This window comes from Kitasatospora sp. NPDC091257 (assembly GCF_044757675.1).
Lineage (GTDB): Bacteria > Actinomycetota > Actinomycetes > Streptomycetales > Streptomycetaceae > Kitasatospora > Kitasatospora lactacystinica.
In genome coordinates this window covers 1-3,061 of record NZ_JBIVVI010001100.1, presented here as the reverse complement: position 1 = coordinate 3,061, position 3,061 = coordinate 1, and the positions used below count along the sequence as shown (strand labels likewise).

The window sequence follows — 3,061 nt, the reverse complement described above, 5'->3', positions numbered from 1 at the left end:
AAGACCGCGCGCCGAACCGTCGGCCGTGCCGACCGCACGTCACTGCCCGCCCCGCACGGACGGTCGGTGGGCGGCGGCTCGCCACCCGTCGGCCGCGGGGGTGATGGCCATCATCGAGGTCGTCAAGACCGCGCGCCGAACCGTCGGCCGTGCCGACCGCACGTCACTGCCCGCCCCGCACGGACGGTCGGTGGGCGGCGGCTCGCCACCCGTCCGTACCCTCCTCCCGTGAAGGAGGTGCCGTCGTGCACACCCTGACCACCGTCGACTTCCTCGTCCGGCTCGCCACCGGCGTCGCCTGCGGCGCGCTGATCGGCGTCGAGCGCCAGTGGCGGGCCCGGATGGCCGGCCTGCGCACCAACGCCCTGGTCGCCGCCGGCGCCACCCTCTTCGTGCTCTACAGCGAGGCCGTCGGCGACACCGGCAGTCCCACCAGGGTCGCGTCGTACGTCGTCTCCGGCATCGGCTTCCTCGGCGGTGGCGTCATCCTGCGCGACGGCGCCGGCGTGCGCGGCCTCAACACCGCGGCCACGCTGTGGTGTTCGGCCGCCGTCGGGGTGCTGGCCGCCGCCGGCGAACTGCAGCTGGCCGTCCTCGGCACGCTCGCCGTGCTCGCCGTCCACCTGGTGCTGCGCCCGGCCGGCCGACTGCTCGACCGGGCCCCGCAGTCCGGCAGCGACCCGGACTCCACCAGCCGCGCCACCATCCACCTGGAGTGCGACCGCAAGTCCGAGACCCACATCCGGGCCCTGCTGCTCCAGGCCCTCGCCGCCTCCGGGCTCGCCCCGACCGGTCTGCGGGCCCGCCGCACCGACAGCGGGGACGCCACCAGCCTGCGGGCCACCGTCGCGATCACCGGGTCGGTCGCCCCGGCGCTCGAACAGGTCGTCACCCGGCTGTCGTTGGAGCCGGGCGTGCGCGACCTGCACTGGCACCTGGAGGACGAACCGGAGGACCCCGGCAACCCGGCGCTCGCCTGAGGCCGTAGCACCGTCGCGCCGTCGCCGTCGCCGTCGCCGTCGCCGTCGCCGTCGCCGTCGCCGTGCCGCCGCGCCGCCGTGGCACCGCAGGCCCCGCACGCCCCGGAACCGCCGCCCGACCCCGCCCGAACCGACTGGAGGCCCGATGCCGACCCCCGAACCCGAGCACGGGCCGCTGGTGCCGATGCTGCTGGTGCTGACCGTGGTCACCGGAGTGGTGGACGCGGTCAGCTACCTCGAACTCGGCCACGTCTTCGTCGCCAACATGACCGGCAACGTGGTGTTCCTCGGCTTCGCCCTGGCCGGCGCCGCCAACCTCTCCGCCACCGCCTCGCTGGCCGCCCTCGCCGCCTTCCTGCTCGGCGCGCTGGCCGGCGGTCACCTCGCCCGTCGTCTGCCCGGCCACCGCGGTCACCTGCTGACCGCCGCCGTCGCCGTCCAGTCGGCGCTGGTCGCGGCGGCCACCGTGCTGGCGGCCGTGGCCGGCCACACCGGCGACCCGGCCCGCTACGTCCTGATCGGGCTGCTCGGCTTCGCCATGGGCGGCCAGAACGCGGTGGTCCGCGCCCTGAAGGTGCCCGACCTCACCACCACCGTGCTCACCATGACCATCACCGCCCTGGCCGCCGACCGCACCGGCCCCCGCCGTCTCGCCTCCGCCGTCTGGATGTTCGCCGGTGCCCTCCTCGGCGCCGTCCTCGTCCTCCGCGCGAACGTCCCCCTCGCCCTCGCCCTGGCCCTCGTGCTGCTCCTCGCCGTCGCCGCCCTCACCCACCGCGCGGCCAGGCCCACCCCCGCCCCGGCCTGGACCCGCCCCCGCTGACCCGGCGACGACGGCCCCGGAGTCGCGGTCCGCCCGATGCGCTACCGTCCCGGCAGGCCGCGGCCTACGGATCGTCGTGAGGGACAGGTGAGTTGCATGGGCGCCGGCGCCTGGTCGTACGCGGTTCCCCATCGGGAGGACCTTCAGGCCGCCCTGGACGCGCTGAGGGAGAAGGTCTTCGCGGAGGACGGGTACGACCTGCGGGAGGGGCTCGGATCGCTCGCGGAGCTCATGGACTCCGGCCGGCTCGACGAGCAGGGCGCGCACTCCGTGCTGGACGTGGTCACCGTGGTCCACTGCGCCGTCGACGAGGAGGACCACGGCGATGTCCGGGTGGTGGAGGGGGCCGAGGTCGTGGAGCTGTTCGGCACCGACCGGCCTTCGCTGGACGTCGTCCGCGCCGCCGAGGAGAAGGGCGCGGGCGACATCGACTTCCCGCCCTCCTTCCGGGGCTCGGGCTGTTGCACGGTCACCTACGGGCCGGACGGCGCTCCTGACGGCCTCTACTTCTGGGGCGTCACCGGCGACTGACGGGCCGGGGTCGGGCCCCGGCCCCGGTCAGTCCTCGCTGCGGTGGCCGGCGCGGCCGCTCCAGCGGGGTTCGAGGCGGGCCCAGCCGGTGCTCCAGGCGGTCTCGGCACGGCGGTCGAGGGCGTGGAGGCGCAGCCGGAGGGCGAGCGCGAGCAGGGCCAGGAGGGCGAGGAGGGCCCCGGCGCCCGTGCAGGCGGCGGAGACCGCGAGGGCCACGCGGTCGGCCGGGGGAGCGGAGACGGCGCCGGCCGGATCGACCCAGACGGGGACGTGGCTGCCGGTGACGGCGGAGTGCGGGGCCTGGACGGTGCCGACGTGCCGGGTGCCGTCGGGGGCGGTCCAGGCCGCGTCGGCGTCGATCCGGTTGCTGTAGCCGCCGGCGAAGCGGCTGCCGACGGCGGTGGCGCGGTCCGGGACGCCGCGGACCACGGCGTCGACCTGCTGCAGCCGTGCGCGGTCGGTGTCGGCCAGGTGGGCGGTGGAGCGGTAGAGGAGCAGGGAGCCGCCCGTGGCGAGGGCGAGCGCGAGCACCGCGCCGAGCAGGGCGGACAGCCAGGCGCGGGCCCGGGAGCGGTCGAGGGGGCGGACGAGCGGCTCGTGCCGGGCACCGAGGGCCCGCCGCAGCTGTCGGCCGGCGCGTCGGGGGAGCGACGCGGGCCGGGCCGGACGGGGTGTGCTGGACACGGTGAGGGCTCCTCAGGGACGCGGGGGCGCAGGGTGGTTCCCG

The 3,061-nt window shown here is 76.8% G+C and carries 4 protein-coding genes; 3 read left to right on the top strand and 1 reads right to left on the bottom strand.

All coding sequences use genetic code 11. The features are described 5' to 3' along the window. Window positions 1–245: 245 nt before the first annotated feature. From ACIQOV_RS34885 to ACIQOV_RS34875, 3 genes are all read left to right on the top strand, one after another. Window positions 246–980: an MgtC/SapB family protein gene (locus ACIQOV_RS34885; RefSeq protein ID WP_401054864.1), complete on the top strand. Its 735-nt coding sequence runs from the start codon at window positions 246–248 to the stop codon at window positions 978–980. Between the two features lie 145 nt (window positions 981–1,125). Then, window positions 1,126–1,803: a YoaK family protein gene (locus ACIQOV_RS34880; RefSeq protein ID WP_401054863.1), complete on the top strand. Its 678-nt coding sequence runs from the start codon at window positions 1,126–1,128 to the stop codon at window positions 1,801–1,803. A 96-nt stretch (window positions 1,804–1,899) separates the two neighbouring features. After that, window positions 1,900–2,334, top strand: a complete 435-nt coding sequence (locus tag ACIQOV_RS34875) for a hypothetical protein (RefSeq protein WP_401054862.1) — start codon at window positions 1,900–1,902, stop codon at window positions 2,332–2,334. A gap of 27 nt (window positions 2,335–2,361) precedes the next feature. Here ACIQOV_RS34875 and ACIQOV_RS34870 read toward each other — a convergent pair whose 3' ends face one another. Next, window positions 2,362–3,018: a hypothetical protein gene (locus ACIQOV_RS34870; protein ID WP_401054861.1), complete on the bottom strand. Its 657-nt coding sequence runs from the start codon at window positions 3,016–3,018 to the stop codon at window positions 2,362–2,364. Window positions 3,019–3,061: the final 43 nt, after the last annotated feature.

What these genes read in the sequence shown, in the direction of transcription:
- ACIQOV_RS34880 (WP_401054863.1), top strand. Translation starts at nt 1,126, where the DNA reads ATGCCGACCCCCGAACCCGAGCACGGGCCGCTGGTGCCGATGCTGCTG.
- ACIQOV_RS34875 (WP_401054862.1), top strand. Translation starts at nt 1,900, where the DNA reads ATGGGCGCCGGCGCCTGGTCGTACGCGGTTCCCCATCGGGAGGACCTT.